Source organism: Pseudomonas sp. FeN3W (assembly GCA_030263805.2).
Classification (GTDB): domain Bacteria; phylum Pseudomonadota; class Gammaproteobacteria; order Pseudomonadales; family Pseudomonadaceae; genus Stutzerimonas; species Stutzerimonas stutzeri_G.
On record CP136010.1, the window covers coordinates 3,790,153 to 3,806,129 of the forward strand.

The following is a 15,977-nucleotide window of genomic DNA, read 5'->3' on the forward strand; positions in this document are numbered from 1 at the left end:
AGGCGGCCTGATGAAGAGCGCTACCTGTGATTCCTGGACTATGACGTGCATCCGCTTCTCGGAGATCGAACGGTACGTGCCTGCGCTGCCGGGGCTCTATGAGATCTACAAGGATGACGGCGCGGCGTTGAAGGTTGGGATTGGCGTCAACCTGCGCAAGCGGTTGACTCAACATCGGAAGTCTCGCCAGAGCAGGCTGATCCTCAGGGCTGGCGGTGACTGGAACAACCCTGCCGATGTCCGGAGTGCCCAGTCGATACTGGCTAAACATCTGTACTTTGCCGGCAGCATCGATGGCTACGACCTCCGAACGGAAGCGGGTCGGCAGGCGTTTCTCGAAGAGCGTTGCTACCTCCGTTTCCGGATTACGGCGAGCCGTGAGGAGGCTCGTTCGCTGGAGCGCGTGCTGGAGGCTGGCGGAGCCTTTCCTTTTCAGGGACGTGTGAATCCTGAGCGTTGAGCTCCGCCGGGTAGTGCCAGCAGTCGCCGCGCCTTCAAACCGCCTGCCTGGGCCCATACCCCTGCGCGACCTGCACCAGCACCACCAGCGTCACGATCGGCAGCAGCCCGATATTCACCGCCGCCCAGCCAGCCTGGGCGATCAACGCGCCGGAGGCGAAAGACATGGCTGCGGCGACGCTACCGTTGCTCAGCTCCATCAGGCCCTGCGCCCGGGCGCGCTCGTCAGGCGCGTGGCCCTGGCCCAGCTGAGTGGTGCCGGCGACCAGCATCAGGTTCCAGCCGATGCCGAGCAGGCAGCTGCTGAGCAGGAAATGCCAATGACTGACGCCAAGCAGCGCGACCACTGCGCTGGCGATCAGTAATGCTCCACCACCGCAGGCGATCAGCCGGCAGCCGAAGCGATCCACCAGCGGCCCGGCGACGAACGCCGGGAGGAACATGCCGAGCATGTGCCACTGGATGACCTGTCCGCTGGCCTGCAGATCAAGGCCTTCGCCGTGCATCGCCAGAGGTGTGGCGTTCATCACCAGGATCATCAGACCGTGGCCGGCGGCGGTGGTCAGCACCGCGGCGCGAATGGTCGGCCGCGCCAGCAGTGCCTGCCAGCTGACGGCCGGCAGGACGGTCTGAATGGTTGCTGCTCCGCTGCTCGCAGGCAATCCAGCAAGTACCAGCACGCCCAGCGCCGCCAGACTGGCGATCAGCAGATAGGTGCCGACGAAGGGCACACCGGCCAAGTCGTGCGCCAGATGGCCGAGCGTGGGCGCGATCAGCGCCGCTAGCACGCCGCCGCCGATCACGCAGGCCGTGGCGCGTCCCTTGAAGGTGTCGCTTACCGCCTCCAGCGCGGCGAAGCGGTAATACATCGCCGAGGCCTGATAGGTGCCGATGGGCAGGGCGCCGAGGCAGAGCAGGGTGAAACTGTCGAGCCAGAGCGACAGCGCGCTGATCAGCCCGCCCAGCACGCCGGCCAGGGCGCCGATGAGAAAGCCGGTCCGCCGGCTGCGGCGCTGCATCAGCCCCGCCAGTGGCGGCAGGGCGAGCAGACCACCGAGCATTAGCAGGGCGAGCGGCAAGGTGGCGAACCCCGCGGCCGGTGCCAGCTGCAGGCCGACGATGGAGGTGAAGATGATCCCGGTCATCGAGCAGGACCAGAACAGCGCCTGGGCGATAAACAGGCGCAGGACCTGAGGGTTGCTGAACAATAGGTGCATGGTGTGGCCCCTTGAGTGTGATAGGCGGGCACAGCGCTGCCTGGCCAGATGCCGGGCGAGCTGGGAACGGTGAGTGAGTAGGGCGCGTCAGCCGAAGCGTTGGTAGAAGTCCCGCGGGCTGACCGACAGGTGCTTCTGGAAGCTGCGCCGGAGATTTTCCGGATGGCCGAAGCCGGTCAGCCGCGCCACCGTCGCGATCGAGGCCTGGGCGTCGAGCAACAGGTTGCGTGCGGCTTCCAGGCGCACCCGTTCGATGTATTGGCCCGGCCCCATGCCGGTCTCCTGGCTGAACAGACGGCAGATGGTACGCGGCGTCATATGCGCCTGGGCGGCCAGCGCCTCGATGGACAGGTCGTCGCCCAGGTGCCCGGGAATCCATTCCAGCAGCGCGGCAAGACGCGCCACGCTGCCGCTCGGTGCTGCCAGCATCGGGCTGAACTGGGTCTGCCCGCCGGGGCGGCGCAGGAACATCACCAGGCGCTGGGCGACTGCCAGCGCCAGTGAGCGGCCGAGATCGGCCTCGACCAGGGTCAGTGCCAGGTCGATGCCGGCGGTGACGCCCGCCGAACTGAACAGGTGCGCCGCCTGCGGATCGGACGGGTCGTAGGTGTGCAGGCGATCACCCTGCACCTCGATGGCCGGGTACTCGCCCAGCGCCGCGAGGTCCGCCCAGTGCGTGGTCGCCTTGCGTCCATCGAACAACCCAGCCTCGGCCAGGATCAGCGCGCCGGAACAGACCGAGCCCAGGCGTCGCATCCTGGGTTCGGCGGCGCGCAGCCAGTCGAGCAGCGCTTGGTCGCCCTTCTGCGCATCCACGCCAACCCCGCCGGGGATCAGCAGGGTATCCAGCGTGGCGGGATCGCATTCGGCCCAGCTGGCATCCGCCATCAGCTTCAGCCCTGCCGAGGTGGCGACCGGGCCGACGTTGGCGCCGAGTAACACCAGCTCGTAATGCCGCGGCAGACCCTGTCGTTGCCGCTCGACGTTGGCCGAGGCGAACACTTGCATCGGGCCGGTGACGTCCAGACTCATCACATCCGGGTAGATCAGGCAGGCGATGGTGCGAGTGGCGTCCATGGTGCACCTCTCAGGGAAGATGCCTGCAGTCTGCGGCCGCCCCGTGCGTGTCGCAATGACAAGGTTCGCACGGATCTTGCCAGATGTGCTGCGATGCAAACCTGCAGCCTTCGTGACCAAGGACGCCACCGCGAGTAGGGATTGGCGCCTGCATGCGGGTGCTGTGGGTTACGCGGGGCGGCGAAAGGACGGTTCTGCTTCGATGGTGCCTGGGGCTCAGCTGTTCTTGGCTCGCAACCGATATTGTCCCGGCGTCATGCCCACCACCGTCTTGAAGTCGTGGATGAAGTGCGCCTGGTCGCTGTAGCCGCAGGCCAGGGCGGTGTCCAGCAGCGGCTGGCCGGTACGCAATTGGGCGCGCACCAGAGCCACGCGCTGGATCCGGCTGAACTGCTTGGGCGTCATTCCCACCTGATGGCGGAACAGGCGCTCCAGCTGGCGCTGGCCGAGCGGTACGCTCTGCAGCAGATCGGCCAGGCGGGCACGGCCCCCATTGGCGGCGATCTGCGCCAGCAGCTGCTGCACCGGAATACGACTTGCCTGGCTTGCACGGAGACGACCGAGCAGCTCGTGCTCGACCACGGCCTGCTGCGCGCTGCGGTCCAGCTCGTCCAGCTGGTCGACCAGATGTGCGAGTCCGAGCCTGGGCCAGTCGGCGTCGTGGAATCCGGCCAGTTCGTCGAGGCCGATACCGAACATCGCGGCGCCCATGCCGGGGTGGAAACGCACGCCCATCATCCTGATCCGACCGACCAGCTGCAGGCGGCTGCTGGCCAGCTGCGGCCCTGCGATCAGGGCCCGCGGCCGGCGCTGGGTGCCATCGAAATTCAGCGGGTCGGCGAAGTTGAAGATGACGCCGCTGCCGCCGTCCGGGTGCAGCATCTGCTCGTCATAGCCTTGCGAGCCGTCGCCTTCCATCCACCAGAAACGCTGCACGTACGCCGCCAGCGCCGGGCTTGGCGGGCGGGCGATGAAACCCTGCAGCAAGGGCAGGCGGGCGTGGAGGGACTCGCTCATGACGGGCCGCTTGGAAGATGTCGAAAATCTACAATAGCGCAGCATGGCGGCTGCGTAGCCTTGGTGGCACATTCAAACCGAGGAGTGACCACCATGCGCATGAACTACCAAGCTGCCGCCCCCGACGTGATGACCGCGATGATCGGGCTGGAAACCTACCTGGCGCGGCAGAGCCGCCGCGAGGACGGCGTCGACAAACCGCTGATGGAATTGGTGAAGATCCGCGTCTCGCAGATCAACCAGTGCGCCTACTGCCTCGACATGCATACCAAGGATGCTCGCGCCCTGGGCGAAACCGAGCAGCGCATCTATGCCCTGAGCGCCTGGCACGAAACCCCGTTCTTCAGCGATCGCGAACGTGCCGCGCTGGCGTGGGCCGAGGCTAATACCCTGCTGCCCCAGGGCGTTTCGCAACAGCTGTTCGAGGAGGTGCGTGAGTACTTTTCCGAGGCCCAGCTCGCCAACCTGACCCTGGCCATCGCCACCATCAACGCCTGGAACCGCTTCGGCGTGTCCTTCGCGCCGGTGCCGGGCAGCTACCAGCCGGGGTAGAACGGATGCCTGCCGCCGCCCGACTGGAAGATCGGGCGGTCAGGGCTTGATCTGCTGGTTGCCCATGGCGCAGAAGCTCTGCGCCTGCCGGGCAGCCGGCAGTGCGCGCAGCCGGCTCATGCATTGGGCCTGGCTTGGCGTCCGTTCCACGCTGAGCATGGCGTTCTCGTCAACGGCGATCAGGTAGGGCTGGTTGTAGCGCGGGCCATCGTGCCAGCTGCTGAACTGCAGATCGCTGTAGGCGCAGCGATAGTGCATGTGACCGGCGAAGCCCTTGAAAAGATCGTTCCGGAAGATGTGATGGTATTTCTGCCAGTCACGCGCGCGCTGGCCCTCGCGTACCGCTTGGCGGCAACCCTCCAGTTCGGTGATATCCGCTTCATGTAGAAACGCGCTCTGCGCCGGGCTGGTGCCGTCCAGCTGTACCGTGGCGACCAGATAGACCCGCTGTTCGGCCGCCTGTGCCGTGAGCGCCATCAGCAAGCCAGCGTCAACATCCCTGTTCTGATCAATCTGCAATGCTCCGAAGGGCCATTTCATCGGGCCGCACCCTAGCCGAGGAATGTATCGGGAAACAAGCGTGGGAGCGGCTAAACAGGGAGCGGATCGAGGACATGAACTCCCTTGCCGGCCGCGGTCGAAAACAGTGTGTCCAGCATGCGTTCGAGTGGGGAAATGAAATGTTGCAAGCCCATCGCAGCATCCGGCTAATGTTTGGCGGCTTTGCTGTAAATTGGCCTGCCATTGGCAATGAAACCTCCCTTACATGACCCTCCTGATAGCGTTCGCTGTCTTATCCATCCTCGTTTCATTCATCTGTTCGATCCTCGAAGCTGCACTGCTCTCGCTGACGCCGAGCTTCATCGCGCACCAGAAGACGACCCGTCCGAAGCTGTACGAGCGCCTGAAAGAACTGAAAGACAAGGTCGACCAGCCGCTCGCGGCGATCCTTACGCTCAATACCGTCGCCCACACCGTCGGCGCCACCGGCGTCGGGGCGCAGGTCACCGTGGTGTTCGGCAACGGTTACGTCGGTATCGCCTCCGCGGTGATGACGGTGCTGATCCTGGTGCTGTCGGAAATCCTGCCCAAGACCATCGGTGCCCGTTACTGGCGCACGCTGGCACCGTACCTGCCGCCTCTGCTGAACGGCATGATCTGGATTCTGAAGCCCTTCATCTACCTGTCCGACATGATCATGCGGCTGGTCGGCGGCAAGGAGCCGGAGCACGACATCCGTCAGGAGATCAAGGCGCTGACGGTGCTTGGCCGCGAGAACAAGAGCCTCGACGAGGACGAGCAGCGCGTCATCAGGAACATCCTCGACCTGCACGAGATCAAGGTTCGTGACGTGATGACACCGCGCACGGTGTGCGACTACACGTCGCCGGAGACCAGCATCGGTGCATTCAAGGAGCAGGTCGCCGACAGCCAGTTCTCGCGCTACCCGGTGATCGGCGTCAACGAGAGCCCGCTGGGTGTGGTGTTCCGCTATGACGCCCTGTCGGCGACCGACGACGAAGCGCCGGTGTCGACGATCATGAAGCCGCTGCGGGTGGCGCCGGAAATGACCAGCGTAGAGAGCCTGATGACCCAGCTGCTGCACGAGCGCCAGCACATGTGCCTGGTCTACGACGAGTTCGGCAGCTGGCGCGGCCTGGTGACCCTGGAAGACGTCATGGAAACCATCATCGGCCAGCCGATCATGGACGAAACGGACGACATCCCGAACATGCGCCGCTTCGCCAAGCGGCGCTGGGATCACCGCATCAAGCGCGCCCGCGACAGCTGACCGGCCATGCGGAGCGGGTCTGCCGCTGCGCATGAATAGCGGTGCCTCGGACTGATGTCGATGGAATCCGGCCGGCCACCGATGGGCAGCGCGGTGACGCGCTTGGGCTGCGCCGGCAGGCGGATGTCGGTGCTGGAACTTGCAGACTCAGTGAGCAGGCGCCGCTTCGTACAGCTCCAGCGGCAGGCCGTCCGGGTCCGCGAAGAAGGTGAATCGGCGACCGGTGTACTCGTCCAGCCGAATCGCCTCCACCGCAACGCCCTGACATACCAGCCATGCCTTGCACTGCGCGACGTCATCCACCGCAAACGCCAGATGCCGCAATCCCTGCGCCTCCGGACGAGAAGGGCGCGGCGGCGCGTCGGCAAAGGAGAACAGCTCGAGCTGACCTCCCTGCGGCAGCGCGAGGTCGAGCTTGTAGGAGCGACGTGCCTCGCGGTAATGCTCGGCAATCACCGCCAGCCCCAGCGTCTCGGTATAGAAGCGCTTCGACGCGGCATAGTTCGAGCAAATGATCGCGACGTGGTGGATGGAGCGGAGCATGGGCGGTCCTGCGAGACGGTTGGATGGAGCGTCGGTTTGCGGTGCTGTGTGAAGGTAAAGGACAGCGGCCGTACCTGCTTTTCTTCGGGCGATCAGTCGAGCGCCGAGCAGTTTCTATGCTGCCTCTCTTTCTGCTGGCTCTGGTCTTGCCTTGATTCGCCGATGATATGCACGCAGGAGTCGGCCCGTCGCCATGGCTAAGAAGGCGAGTGCAACTCAGGTGCCGAGGCCGCCATTGCAAGGATAGATAGCGTCCACTCGTTTGATTCGGCCAATGTTTGGCGTCGTTGGCCAAACGAGCGCTGGAACGGGCCGCCCTTCGCGCCACGCCGGCACGCCGAAGAACTGGCTCTCGACTCGGTAGGGCTCACCGTTCAGGCATATTCGAGCAGAGCACGGGCATTGCTTGAGTACTGACGCCTCGACTGCTGCGTTCCCTGCGCTGGCGCGCTGAACGGGCGGCCAGTGATCATCGAGCGATCACCGGCTGCCATGCGCTCACGATGGCTTACTGGTTGCGCGTCACCCGCCACACCACATTGGCCAGATCGTCCGCGACGATCAGCGCACCGCTCGGGTCGACGGTCACGCCCACCGGCCGGCCGCGGGTTTTGCCGTCCTCGCGGAAGCCGGTCATGAAGTCGATGGGTTCGCCTGCCGGGCGGCCATCGCGGAACGGCACGAAGACCACCTTGTAGCCGGACGGATCCTGCCGGTTCCAGCTGCCGTGCTCGCCGACGAACGCGCCTTCGGCGAACTGCTCGCCCATGACTGCCGAGGAGAAATCCAGACCCAGCGCAGCGACGTGGGCGCCGAGCGCATAGTCCGGCGTGATCGCCTGCTTGACCTTGTCCGGGTCCTGCGGGCGGACGCGGTCGTCGACGTTCTGGCCCCAATAGCTGTAAGGCCAGCCATAGAAGCCGCCTTCCTGCACCGAGGTCAGGTAGTCCGGCACCAGGTCTTCGCCCAGCTCGTCGCGCTCGTTCACCACCGACCACAGCTGGTCGGTGCCGGGCAGTATCGCCAGGGCCGTGGGGTTGCGCAGGCCGGTTGCGTAGGGTTTATAGGCGCCGGTCTCGGTGTTGATCTGCCAGACCATGGCGCGGTCGACCTCGGCTTCCATGCCGCGCTCGGTGATGTTGCTGTTCGAGCCGATGCCGACGTAGAGGTACTGGCCGTCGGGACTGATGGTCATCGCCTTGGTCCAGTGGTGGTTGATCTCCGAGGGCAGGTCGACGACCTTGGTCGGCGGGCCGCTGGCTTCGGTCTGGCCTTCCTCGTATTCGAAGCGCAGCAGTTCGTCCTGGTTGGCGACGTACAGATTGCCGTCGTGGAAGGCCAGCCCGTAGGGGGCGTTGAGGTCTCCAGCGAAGACGGTCTGCATTTCATAGCTGCCGTCGCCATCGGCATCTCGGAGCAGGGTCAGGCGGTTGCCGCTTTCAACCGAAGTGTTGCCCTGCGCCTTGATGTAACCGGCGATGACATCTTTCGGTTTGAGTTTGGCGGCGTTGCCGCCACGACCTTCGGCCACGAGGATGTCGCCGTTGGGCAGCACCAGGGTCTGGCGCGGGATTTTCAGATCGGTGGCGATCGCCGTCACGCTGTAGTTCTCCGGCACCGTCGGTGTCGCATCGCCCCAAGGCGTCGGCTCGGCGATCTTCATGCTGGGCAACAGCCCACGCTCGGGTTCCGGCAGTTTGGGGTTGGCGCCGTACAGGCTGGCGGCGTCCTGCTCATCGCCACCGCAAGCGCTCAGGAACAACGCGATGGTCAGTGCGGAGAGTGCATTGGTGTGCTTCATGCCTCACCTCCGTCACGCAGGTTGGACAGGCCGATCCACGCGACGGCGCAGGCCAGCAGCGTGACGATCACCGACAGCACCAGGCCGGTCGGCATCACTGCCCAGGCGTCCTTGGCGTGCTGCAGGGCATTGATGAAGCCGAGTACCCAGGTCGCCACGAGCAACAGCAGGTAGATCAGTGGTCGCCCCGCTCTGTGTCTGGCCTTGATCAGGTTCGCGACCGCGAACAGGATCGCCAGCCCGCAGAACACCAAGCCGCCGGCGATCAGCCAGGCGGAGAAGTTGGCCCATTGGATCTGGAAGCTGCGAAAGTAGGCGATGTCGCTCAGCAGAGCGCCGAGGAACAACGGCACGCTTCCGGCCAGCAGCATCGAATGCAGCGGATGCGGCACGTGGCGGGAAACGCTGTGAGTGGTTTCTGTGGTGCGATGGGTGATGACGGTCACAAGGAACTCCTCATTGCTTTCGACCAGCCCTGCGCGGCCGGATCGCTCTGAAGGTGCTTAAGAGGGGATCGTATCGTCGGGCCGTTAGTTCACTCATATCGCTGAGCGGCGTGCTGGCCTCGGCTACTGCAGCCCGCGCCCGCTTTTCGTGCCTCACGCACAAACCAAGTGCTCCAAACCGGACCATTTGATCCGTTTTGCTCTGACCAAAATGCTAAGTCACTGATCCATAAGCGAATCGATCCGGTGGCACGCTTTCTGCTCTCTTCTCGGCAGCCGCCCGTGTGCAACGGGCGACGGCTTCGCACATACAGAGAAGCGCCCGCACCATCGGCGACGCGCTCAGGTTTCAGCCTTGCGTCAGAGGAGTGCGTCACCATGACTCTGCAATACGTTCCCATCATCGACCTGGCGCCGTATTTCGACGGCACGCCGGAGAGCAAGGCCGAGGTGGCCAGGGCCGTCGACCAGGCCTGTCGCGACATCGGTTTCCTGGTCATCACCAATCACCGGATTCCCGCCGAACTCATCGAGCGCGTGTCGCGGCTGACCCGCCGGTTCTTCGCCTTGCCGTTGCCGGAAAAGCGCAAGGTCGACCGGCCCAGCCCGGAAATGGTGCGTGGCTACAGCGCGGTGGCCGAGGAAAGCCTGTCGTATTCCATGGAGGAGGCGGCCCCCGGCGATCTGAAGGAATCCTTCTCCATCGGCCCCAGCGACGTGCCACCCGATGACTACTACCACTGCGCCGCCGCCGGTCCGCATTTCGCGCCGAACGTCTGGCCCAGCGGCATCGAGGGCTTCGAGCAGGCCTATCGCGAATACTTCGCCGCCATGAGCGAGCTGGCGCAGTCGCTGATGCGTATCTTCGCCCTGGCGCTGGAGCTGCCGGAGACCTTCTTCGACGACAAGATCGACCGGCACATCAGCATGTTCCGCAGCCTCAGCTACCCGGACGTGAAGGGCGAGGTCGAGCCCGGGCAGATGCGCGCCAGCGCCCATACCGACTACGGCAGCCTGACCATCGTCAAGCCGGACAACGCCCTGGGCGGCCTGCAGGCGCGCAACCGCCAGGGCGAGTGGGTCGAGGTGCCCTACGTGGAGAACGGCTTCGCGGTGAACATCGGCGACCTGATGATGCAGTGGACCAACGACCAGTGGATCTCCACCCTGCACCGGGTGGTCAACCCGCCGCAGGACAGCCCGGTGGACAATGGCCGGCAGTCGCTGGTGTTCTTCCATCAGCCCAACTACGACGCATTGATCGAATGCCTGCCGGGCTGCTGCAGCGTGAACAATCCGCCACGCCATGCGCCGGTCACCTCTGGCGACAACCTGCTCTCCAAGTTCGTCAAGCAGACCACCTTCGGCAAGGGCCTGGAGGTCGCATGAACACGCTGTCCTACGTCAATGTCTTCGCCCGCGACATCGAGGCCCTGAGCGGCTTCTATCGTGAGCTGTTCGGCTTTCGCGACATCCCCGAGATCGCCTCGCCGATCTTTCGTGGCCTGGACACCGGCAAGAGCTGCATCGGTTTCAACGCGCCGGATGCCTACGAACTGCTGCAGCTGGAGGACTTCGCCGACACCCGCGGCTGCAAGTTCCTGCTCAACATCGACGTCGAGTCGAAGGACGAGGTCGAGCGTCTGGTGCCCATCGCCGTCGCCATGGGCGCGCGGCTGATCAAGACGCCCTACGAAACCTATTACCACTGGTATCAGGCGGTGCTGCTGGACCCGGAAGACAACGTGTTTCGCATCAACCACATGCTTTGACGTGCCAACCCTCAGGAAGACCAAAAATGCTCAAACAGATGAAACGGACCTTGTGTGCGGCGGTGGCTCTCGGCCTGGCGACGACTGTCGGCGTCGCCGCGGCGCAGGAAGGCCAGGGGCTGACCCTCGATAAACCGGCGAAGATCGCCATGCTCTACATCAGCCCGCGCAACGATGGCGGCTGGACCCAGGCTTTCGACGAGGCGCGGCAGAAGCTGGAAAGCGAGCTCGATACCAAGATCCAGTACGTCGAGAGCGTGCCGGAAAACGCTTCCTCGATCCGCCCGGCGGTGGACCGGCTGATCCAGCGCGGCGCCAACGTCATCATCGGCACCGCCTTCGGCTATTCGGACACCTTCAAGGAACTGGCCGACAAATACCCGCAGGTGGCCTTCCTCAATGGCTCGGGCACCACCAACGGCGCCAACCTCGAATCCTTCTACGGCCGCACCTACGAGAGCCAGTACCTGTGCGGCATGGCCGCCGGCGCGGCGTCGAAGACCGGTAAGCTCGGCTTCGTCGCCGCCAACCCCTTCGGCCAGGTGAACTGGACCATCAACGCCTTCGCCCTCGGCGCCCAGGCGATCAACCCGGACGCCACCGTCACCGTGGTCTACACCGGCGCCTGGAACGACCCGGTCAAGGAACGCGCCGCGGCCATGGCGCTGATCGACTCTGGCGCCGACGTACTCGGCCAGCACGTCGACAGCCCGACGCCGCAGATCGTCGCCCAGGAGCGCGGTGTGCACGGCACCGGCCACCACCGCGACATGCGCGAGTTCGCTCCTGAAGCCACCGTCTGTTCCTCGGTCTGGGTCTGGGACAGGTTCCTCGCGCCTGAGCTGAAGAAGATCAGCGCCGGCAACTGGGTGCCACCGGAAAACGGCGCGCTGCTGTCCATGGCCGAAGGCGGCACCGACGCGGCCTGCTGCGGCCCGGCGGTTTCCGAGGCGGACCAGGCCAAGATCATGGCCGCGCGCGAAGAACTGCTCAAAGGCGAGAAGCAGATCTACGCCGGCCCGATGCTCGACCGCGACGGCACCGAGCGCATCGCAGCCGGTGAAGTGATGGCCGACCCGGCGCTGTGGCAGATGGACTGGTTCGTCAAGGGAGTGATTACTCAGCAATGAGCAACCTCAACGCGATCCAGCTTTCCGGGGTCAGCAAGTCGTTCGACGGCTTCATGGCCCTGTCCCAGGCGGATTTCACCGCCAAGTGGGGCGAGGTGCATGCGCTGCTCGGCGAGAACGGTGCGGGCAAGTCGTCGCTGATGAACATCGCTGCCGGCCTCTACGCACCGGAAAGCGGATCGCTGTTGATCAATGACAACGCGGTGCGGCTCAGCGGCCCGCGGGATGCCAGCCGCTACCACATCGGCATGGTTCACCAGCATTTCAAGCTGGTTAAGCCCTTCACCGTGGCCGAGAACATCCAGTTGGCCCTGCCTGAGGGACCGGGCAATCACGTCTTCGCTGGCAGTCACCGGCAGCGTCTGGCGGCTTTGGAGCAGCGAATCAGCGACAAGGCAGCAGAACTGGGTTTCAGCATCGACCCGCGCAAGATCACCGAATCGCTGTCGGTGGCCGAGCAGCAGCGGGTGGAAATCCTCAAGGTGCTGCTGGCCGGTGCGCGCATCCTGATCCTCGACGAGCCGACGGCGGTGCTCACCGACCAGGAGGCCGAGCGCCTGCTGCAGACGGTGCGCGCCTTCGCCCGCCAGGGCGCGGCGGTGATTCTGGTCACGCACAAGATGAGCGACGTCAAGCGCTTCGCCGACCGCGTCACGGTGATGCGTGGTGGGCGCACTATCCAGACCCTCGATCCGCAGACGGTCTCGGTGTCCGAGCTGGTGCGCCTGACCGTAGGCGAGTCCGCGCCGGCCAGCGAATACCAGCCGGCGATACCGGGCGAGGTGCGCTTGCAGGTGTCTGATCTGCGTTCGCGCAGTGGCGGGCACGGCGCGCTCAACGGCGTGACGCTGAGCCTGCGCGCCGGCGAGATCTACGGCATCGCCGGGGTCGGCGGCAACGGCCAGGGCGAACTGGCCAATGTGCTGATGGGCCTGCCGGAGCCCTGCGCAGGTTCGTTGGAATTGTCTGGTTTTGGCGACCTGCGCCGGGCCAGCCCTGAACAGCGCCGGGAGCTGCGCATCGCTTCCATTCCTGCCGACCGCTATGGCACGGCGCTGGCCGGCGAGTTGTCGGTGGCGGAGAACTTTGCCGTCGGGCAGATTCACAGCGATCGTTATGGCTCGTTCTTCAAGCTGCGGCGCAAGCGCCTGGAGGCCGATGCCGCCGAGGCGGTGGCAGGGTTCGATGTGCAGGGCGTGCGTTCGCTGAAACAGAAGGCGGCGCTGCTCTCTGGCGGCAATGCGCAGAAGCTGGTGATCGCCCGCGAGTTCTCCCGCGACCCGCAACTGGTGCTGGTGCACAGCCCCAGCCGCGGCCTCGATGTGCGTGCCACTGCCGCCGTGCATGCACGCCTGCGTGCCGCCCGGGATGCCGGCGCGGCGGTGCTGGTGATCAGCGAAGACCTCGACGAAGTGCTGGCTCTGGCCGATCGCATCGGCGTGATGAATGCCGGGCGCATCGTCGCCGAGTTCGGCCGATCGGCGGATCGGCAGGACATCGGCAGGGCCATGGTCAGTCACGACGAGCAGATCCACGCAGAGCCAACAGCTGAAGGGGCAAACCATGAATGAACAGGTACGCCCGATGATGCTCGAGCAGGCCAGGCAGGCGGCGAAACAGGCCAAGCCGCCATTGCTGTCGCGACGCTATGCGCTGGAAATCCGCCAGCAACTGGCCTGGCATTGGCAGGCGCTGATCATTGGCCTGGCGCTGTTGCTGGGGCTGGGTATTTCCGCCGCCATCCTGATCGCCGCGGGGGTGCCGCCCGGCGAACTACTCAACGAGTTCGTCATCCTCACGGTATTCGATGCGCAGAGTTTGAAGGCGGTCTTGTTTCAGGCCTCGCCGATGATTCTCGTCGGCCTGGCCGGTTGCATGGCCTTTCGTGCCAAGTTCTGGAACCTGGGTCTGGAAGGCCAGATGATCTGGGGGGCCATCGGTGCCACCGCCATCTCGCTGTTCGAGATCGGCCCGCAGGCCCTGCGCCTGCCGCTGATGCTGGCTGCGGCGATGCTCTGTGGCCTCGCCTGGGCATTGGCGCCGGTGCTGCTCAAGCTGCGCCTGAAGGTCAACGAGATCATCTCGACGCTGATGCTCAACTACCTGGCGATCAACTTCCTGCTGCACCTGCTCTACGGCAGTTGGAAGGACCCGAAGAGCTCGTTTCCCTACTCGCCGCAGTTCCAGCCGTTCGAGCGGCTGCCCGAGCTGTTCGACGGCATCAGCGCGGCGGTGCCGCTGGCGCTGGTCGTCGCGCTGCTGGCGCTGTGGTTCCTCGGTATTTCTCGCGCCGGGCTGTACCTGCGCTTCGTCGATGCCAATCCAAGGGTGGCGAGCGCGGTCGGCGTGCCGGTGCAGAAGATGATCATCGGCACGGTGCTGATTTCCGGCGCCATGGCCGGGATTGCCGGGTTTCTCGTCACCGCGGGCCAGGAGGGGCGGCTGACCCAGTCGTTCTACCAGGGCTACGGCTTCTCCGGCATCCTCATCGCCTTCCTCGCGCGCAACAACCCGATCGCCGCGCTGGTGGTGGCGCTGCTGATGGCGATGCTGTTCGTCGCCGGGCGCAGCCTGCAGGTGTTCTATCAGATCCCGTTTTCCATGGTGCAGCTGATCCAGGCGATCCTGGTGATCTGCGTCGCCTCGTCGGATTTCTTCATCCGCCACCGTATCCGCCGCGTTCAGGGAGGCGAAAGCTGATGGACATGATCGCCAACTGGCTGGGCAACACCCCGGATTTCGCCGTGCCCTTCGCCCTGGCGGCGCTGGGGCTGATCCTCACCGAACGCGCCGGGGTGCTGGCGCTCGGCGCCGAAGGATTGATGCTGGTCGGCGCCTTGGCCGGCATCGGCGCGCAGCTGGCGTTCGGCAGCCACGGCACGTCGCTGTTGCTGGCGATGGGCGCGGCAGCGGTGGTCTCGCTGCTGTTCGCGCTGATGGTGCTGGTGCTGCGCATCAACCAGGTGATCGCGGGCCTGGCGCTGGTGTTCTTCTGTCAGGGCCTGACCGGGCTGCTCGGCACGCTGCTGGACTGGACCAACAAGCCGGTCAAGGGGCTGAGTTCCATAGAACTCTGGCCGCTGTCGGAGCTGCCGCTACTCGGTAAGCTCTTCGTGCAGAACCCGCTGGTGTTCATGACGCCGCTGATCGTGCTCGCCGTGGTCTGGCTGCTCACCCGTACCACCACCGGCCTGCGTTTGCGCGCGGTGGGCGAGAACCCGCAGGCGGCGGATGCGGCGGGGATTTCCGTGCTCGGCTACCGGCTGGCGGCGATCCTCGCCGGTTCGGCGCTGATCGGCCTGGCCGGCGGCTATATCTCGCTGCTCAGCACCAAGCTGTGGATCGCCGACATGACCGGCGGACGCGGCTGGATCGCCGTGGCGCTGGTGATCTTCGCCCGCTGGTCGCCATGGAAGGCGCTGGCCGGGGCGCTGCTGTTCGGCTGCATCGAGGCGCTGATCCCGCAGCTGGCCGCCGCCGGCGTGCGCCTGCCGCAGTATTTCGTGCTGATGACGCCCTACGCGGTGACCCTGGCGGTGATGATCTGGGTCGCCAGCGGCAAGAGCGTTTCCGGCAGTCAGCCAGGCGCGCTCGGCATTCCCTTTATCCGCGAGGAGCGTCGCTGAGGGCCGCGGCGCTTATTGCGCCGGGCTCTGGTCGCTGGAACGGCAGGTGATTTCCGCGTAGGGCTCGTCCGGCGAATAGTCGCCCGGAACCCGCTCGGTGCGCTGGGTATTTGGCGCGACGGTGAAAACCGGCGATGCCGAGGTATCCGATCGCGCTTCATTCGGTACATGGAATTCGCAGGTGATCTGGCCGCCAGTGCGGTTCATCACCTTCACCGCCCGCACTCCGAGCAATTCGCCTTCGACCCCTTCGGATTTGGCCGGCACGCCCATCGGGCTGATCTCCACATCGAGACCATTGAGGTGGGTGACCACTTCCGGCGGCGGCGTCTGGGCGAACGCCAGCGGGGCGCAGAGCGCCAGGCCGCAGGCGAGGAATGAGTGCTTGCTCATGTGAACCTCCAATATTTGGTCCCCTTTAGAAGAGCCCGTCCACGGTCGGTTCGATCGATGCGTCAGTCAATGATTGCAAATGATTAGAGGCGTCAAAAAACTGGTTGGCATGATTTGTGATGGCTCAAAGCCATGATCTATCTCGCCGTGCC

Annotated in this window: 17 protein-coding genes; 9 read left to right on the forward strand and 8 right to left on the reverse strand. The window is 65.1% G+C overall.

The genetic code is table 11. The annotated features are described in order from the left end of the window. The first annotated feature begins 10 nt into the window (after positions 1 to 10). Positions 11 to 460, forward strand: a complete 450-nt coding sequence (locus P5704_017875) for a hypothetical protein (protein ID WOF77884.1) — start codon at positions 11 to 13, stop codon at positions 458 to 460. A 34-nt stretch (positions 461 to 494) separates the two neighbouring features. On the opposite strand, the gene P5704_017880 is transcribed toward P5704_017875, so the two are convergent. The 3 genes from P5704_017880 to P5704_017890 all read right to left on the reverse strand — a co-directional run bounded on the left by P5704_017880 (position 495) and on the right by P5704_017890 (position 3,770). Then, positions 495 to 1,676: an MFS transporter gene (locus P5704_017880; protein WOF77885.1), complete on the reverse strand. Its 1,182-nt coding sequence runs from the start codon at positions 1,674 to 1,676 to the stop codon at positions 495 to 497. An 87-nt stretch (positions 1,677 to 1,763) separates the two neighbouring features. Next, on the reverse strand, positions 1,764 to 2,753 hold the full coding sequence (locus tag P5704_017885) for a GlxA family transcriptional regulator (protein ID WOF77886.1): 990 nt from the start codon (positions 2,751 to 2,753) through the stop codon (positions 1,764 to 1,766). Between the two features lie 216 nt (positions 2,754 to 2,969). Continuing rightward, positions 2,970 to 3,770, reverse strand: coding sequence for a helix-turn-helix transcriptional regulator (locus P5704_017890; GenBank protein ID WOF77887.1), 801 nt, complete (start codon positions 3,768 to 3,770; stop codon positions 2,970 to 2,972). Between the two features lie 93 nt (positions 3,771 to 3,863). Between P5704_017890 and P5704_017895 the strand changes: the two genes are divergently transcribed. Next, positions 3,864 to 4,322 (forward strand): carboxymuconolactone decarboxylase family protein, encoded by a 459-nt coding sequence (locus tag P5704_017895; protein WOF77888.1) that lies wholly within the window; start codon positions 3,864 to 3,866, stop codon positions 4,320 to 4,322. A 39-nt stretch (positions 4,323 to 4,361) separates the two neighbouring features. On the opposite strand, the gene P5704_017900 is transcribed toward P5704_017895, so the two are convergent. Further along, a complete protein-coding gene (locus tag P5704_017900; protein WOF77889.1) occupies positions 4,362 to 4,862 on the reverse strand; it encodes a hypothetical protein in 501 nt (166 codons plus the stop codon). A 226-nt stretch (positions 4,863 to 5,088) separates the two neighbouring features. Between P5704_017900 and P5704_017905 the strand changes: the two genes are divergently transcribed. Beyond that, positions 5,089 to 6,114 (forward strand): CNNM domain-containing protein, encoded by a 1,026-nt coding sequence (locus P5704_017905; GenBank protein ID WOF77890.1) that lies wholly within the window; start codon positions 5,089 to 5,091, stop codon positions 6,112 to 6,114. A 147-nt stretch (positions 6,115 to 6,261) separates the two neighbouring features. Here the strand turns inward: P5704_017905 and P5704_017910 are convergent, their stop codons facing one another. The 3 genes from P5704_017910 to P5704_017920 form a co-directional block, all read right to left on the reverse strand. Further along, positions 6,262 to 6,657 (reverse strand): VOC family protein, encoded by a 396-nt coding sequence (locus P5704_017910; protein WOF77891.1) that lies wholly within the window; start codon positions 6,655 to 6,657, stop codon positions 6,262 to 6,264. A 508-nt stretch (positions 6,658 to 7,165) separates the two neighbouring features. Then, positions 7,166 to 8,458, reverse strand: coding sequence for a sorbosone dehydrogenase family protein (locus P5704_017915; protein WOF77892.1), 1,293 nt, complete (start codon positions 8,456 to 8,458; stop codon positions 7,166 to 7,168). Next, a complete protein-coding gene (locus P5704_017920) occupies positions 8,455 to 8,904 on the reverse strand; it encodes a DUF2231 domain-containing protein (protein ID WOF77893.1) in 450 nt (149 codons plus the stop codon). The genes P5704_017915 and P5704_017920 overlap by 4 nt, the downstream gene beginning before the upstream one ends. A gap of 378 nt (positions 8,905 to 9,282) precedes the next feature. On the opposite strand from P5704_017920, the gene P5704_017925 reads away from it, so the two are divergent. Genes P5704_017925 through P5704_017950 form a run of 6 tightly spaced genes read left to right on the forward strand, consistent with a single transcriptional unit; the run spans position 9,283 to position 15,432 of the window. Next, complete coding sequence (locus P5704_017925) at positions 9,283 to 10,293, forward strand: 2-oxoglutarate and iron-dependent oxygenase domain-containing protein (protein ID WOF77894.1); 1,011 nt, start codon at positions 9,283 to 9,285, stop codon at positions 10,291 to 10,293. Continuing rightward, complete coding sequence (locus P5704_017930; protein WOF77895.1) at positions 10,290 to 10,676, forward strand: VOC family protein; 387 nt, start codon at positions 10,290 to 10,292, stop codon at positions 10,674 to 10,676. The genes P5704_017925 and P5704_017930 overlap by 4 nt, the downstream gene beginning before the upstream one ends. A 26-nt stretch (positions 10,677 to 10,702) precedes the next feature. Beyond that, positions 10,703 to 11,806 (forward strand): BMP family ABC transporter substrate-binding protein, encoded by a 1,104-nt coding sequence (locus P5704_017935; protein WOF77896.1) that lies wholly within the window; start codon positions 10,703 to 10,705, stop codon positions 11,804 to 11,806. Next, a complete protein-coding gene (locus P5704_017940) occupies positions 11,803 to 13,377 on the forward strand; it encodes an ABC transporter ATP-binding protein (GenBank protein ID WOF77897.1) in 1,575 nt (524 codons plus the stop codon). The genes P5704_017935 and P5704_017940 overlap by 4 nt, the downstream gene beginning before the upstream one ends. Then, positions 13,370 to 14,506 carry an ABC transporter permease gene (locus tag P5704_017945; GenBank protein ID WOF77898.1) on the forward strand — a complete coding sequence of 379 codons (1,137 nt, stop codon included), beginning with the start codon at positions 13,370 to 13,372 and terminating at the stop codon, positions 14,504 to 14,506. Before P5704_017940 ends, P5704_017945 begins: the two co-directional genes overlap by 8 nt. Further along, entirely contained in the window at positions 14,506 to 15,432 is a 927-nt protein-coding gene (locus tag P5704_017950) for an ABC transporter permease (GenBank protein WOF77899.1), read from the forward strand. Before P5704_017945 ends, P5704_017950 begins: the two co-directional genes overlap by 1 nt. A 12-nt stretch (positions 15,433 to 15,444) precedes the next feature. On the opposite strand, the gene P5704_017955 is transcribed toward P5704_017950, so the two are convergent. Beyond that, the gene (locus P5704_017955; GenBank protein WOF77900.1) at positions 15,445 to 15,825 is read right to left on the reverse strand and encodes a hypothetical protein; all 381 of its coding nucleotides are present in this window, start codon (positions 15,823 to 15,825) and stop codon (positions 15,445 to 15,447) included. Positions 15,826 to 15,977 lie beyond the last annotated feature (152 nt).

Excerpts from the sequence above, each read along its gene's own strand:
- P5704_017905 (WOF77890.1), top strand. The coding sequence starts at position 5,089 with ATGACCCTCCTGATAGCGTTCGCTGTCTTATCCATCCTCGTTTCATTC.
- P5704_017875 (WOF77884.1), top strand. The coding sequence starts at position 11 with ATGAAGAGCGCTACCTGTGATTCCTGGACTATGACGTGCATCCGCTTC.
- P5704_017910 (WOF77891.1), bottom strand. The coding sequence starts at position 6,657 with ATGCTCCGCTCCATCCACCACGTCGCGATCATTTGCTCGAACTATGCC.
- P5704_017955 (WOF77900.1), bottom strand. The coding sequence starts at position 15,825 with ATGAGCAAGCACTCATTCCTCGCCTGCGGCCTGGCGCTCTGCGCCCCG.
- P5704_017935 (WOF77896.1), top strand. The coding sequence starts at position 10,703 with ATGCTCAAACAGATGAAACGGACCTTGTGTGCGGCGGTGGCTCTCGGC.
- P5704_017885 (WOF77886.1), bottom strand. The coding sequence starts at position 2,753 with ATGGACGCCACTCGCACCATCGCCTGCCTGATCTACCCGGATGTGATG.
- P5704_017925 (WOF77894.1), top strand. The coding sequence starts at position 9,283 with ATGACTCTGCAATACGTTCCCATCATCGACCTGGCGCCGTATTTCGAC.
- P5704_017930 (WOF77895.1), top strand. The coding sequence starts at position 10,290 with ATGAACACGCTGTCCTACGTCAATGTCTTCGCCCGCGACATCGAGGCC.
- P5704_017950 (WOF77899.1), top strand. The coding sequence starts at position 14,506 with ATGGACATGATCGCCAACTGGCTGGGCAACACCCCGGATTTCGCCGTG.
- P5704_017880 (WOF77885.1), bottom strand. The coding sequence starts at position 1,676 with ATGCACCTATTGTTCAGCAACCCTCAGGTCCTGCGCCTGTTTATCGCC.
- P5704_017945 (WOF77898.1), top strand. The coding sequence starts at position 13,370 with ATGAATGAACAGGTACGCCCGATGATGCTCGAGCAGGCCAGGCAGGCG.
- P5704_017895 (WOF77888.1), top strand. The coding sequence starts at position 3,864 with ATGCGCATGAACTACCAAGCTGCCGCCCCCGACGTGATGACCGCGATG.
- P5704_017890 (WOF77887.1), bottom strand. The coding sequence starts at position 3,770 with ATGAGCGAGTCCCTCCACGCCCGCCTGCCCTTGCTGCAGGGTTTCATC.
- P5704_017900 (WOF77889.1), bottom strand. The coding sequence starts at position 4,862 with ATGAAATGGCCCTTCGGAGCATTGCAGATTGATCAGAACAGGGATGTT.
- P5704_017940 (WOF77897.1), top strand. The coding sequence starts at position 11,803 with ATGAGCAACCTCAACGCGATCCAGCTTTCCGGGGTCAGCAAGTCGTTC.
- P5704_017915 (WOF77892.1), bottom strand. The coding sequence starts at position 8,458 with ATGAAGCACACCAATGCACTCTCCGCACTGACCATCGCGTTGTTCCTG.